The 1105-nt window shown below is 60.6% G+C and carries 2 protein-coding genes; both read left to right on the plus strand.

Features of this window, described 5'->3' with window-relative positions; genetic code table 11:
• Window positions 1-38: 38 nt before the first annotated feature.
• Window positions 39-377, plus strand: coding sequence for a chromosome partitioning protein ParB (locus PZ895_RS10850; protein ID WP_275839034.1), 339 nt, complete (start codon window positions 39-41; stop codon window positions 375-377).
• Between the two features lie 47 nt (window positions 378-424).
• Window positions 425-808 carry a type II toxin-antitoxin system RelE/ParE family toxin gene (locus tag PZ895_RS10855; RefSeq protein ID WP_275839035.1) on the plus strand — a complete coding sequence of 128 codons (384 nt, stop codon included), beginning with the start codon at window positions 425-427 and terminating at the stop codon, window positions 806-808.
• Window positions 809-1105 lie beyond the last annotated feature (297 nt).

A 1105-nucleotide genomic window follows, 5' to 3' on the forward strand; every position in this document is an offset into this window, starting at 1 on the left:
GCAAGCATGATTGCAGGAAATCATGAAAGGATGAAAGCATGAGCCGCAAGCCTTCTCTCTTGGCGAGCGCTATCAAGACCGCAAAGCAGCCGGCCGCAGCGGCGGCAGCCACGGAAACTACAGAAATGACGCCAGAGCCGAAGCGCCGCCCTCGCAGCGGTCAGGCGGCTGGGAGCTACGTCGCCCCGTCGCGGGCCAACAAGACGGCCAAAACGCATTACCTGCCGCCTGCCTATTGGGAAACGCTGGAAGAGATCAGCTTTCGCACGCGCGACACACAGGGCAAGCGGATTCCGCAGGAGCGGCTTGTTGCCGAGGCGCTGAACCTGCTTTTCGTGAAATACAATTTTCCGGTCATTCGAGAGGACGGGGATTGAAACTATCGCAATATGAACTATAGTTTTCTGTGCTATATCGGGGTGCCGTGCGTATTTTCCTGACCAAAGGCGTTGTGCGGTTCGCTCGCAGGCAACGGATTGCTGATGCCAGCTTGGGCGAGGCGATTGAACGGGCCGAGCGTGGCACAATCGACGCCGATCTTGGCGGCGGCCTCATCAAGCAGCGCGTGGCGCGACCCGGTCAGGGACGCTCTGGCGGCTTTCGGATGATTGTCGCCTATCGGTCTGCTGGCCGCGCGGTATTTCTGTATGCGTTCGCCAAGAACGAACGAGACAACATCGACGCGGACGAGTTGGAAGCCCTGCGCACGATCGGCGCGAATTGGCTTGCCACATCGGCCGAGCTGGTCGGGCAAGCTATTGAGGACGGAGATTTGAAGGAGATCGAGCATGACGACGACGAAGCCTAGCCGTCTTTCCCGCGAAATCGCGGAAATGGCTGGCGCGCAGCGCCGCCTCGGGATCATGGACGAGGCGACTTATGAGAAGATCACGGCGCGGCACCTTGGAGAGCAGACCCTGCCGACCGAANACTCCCGGCTATGTGTCGCAGCTTGAGCGCGGCGCGGCGCAGGCAAAGGGGCCGGCGCTGGCCTTGTTGAACGTCATTCGCCGCCGAGGCATTGAAGCGCTGCATTAATAGCGAAGCGCAAACATGCTTGCATGTAAGCGTGTAAGCAACCCGCCACCGGCCGGCCCTACGGCCC

This window comes from Mesorhizobium sp. YIM 152430, from assembly GCF_029210365.1.
In the GTDB taxonomy this organism is placed as follows: domain Bacteria; phylum Pseudomonadota; class Alphaproteobacteria; order Rhizobiales; family Rhizobiaceae; genus Aliihoeflea.

Excerpts from the sequence above, each read along its gene's own strand:
- PZ895_RS10850 (WP_275839034.1), top strand. The coding sequence starts at position 39 with ATGAGCCGCAAGCCTTCTCTCTTGGCGAGCGCTATCAAGACCGCAAAG.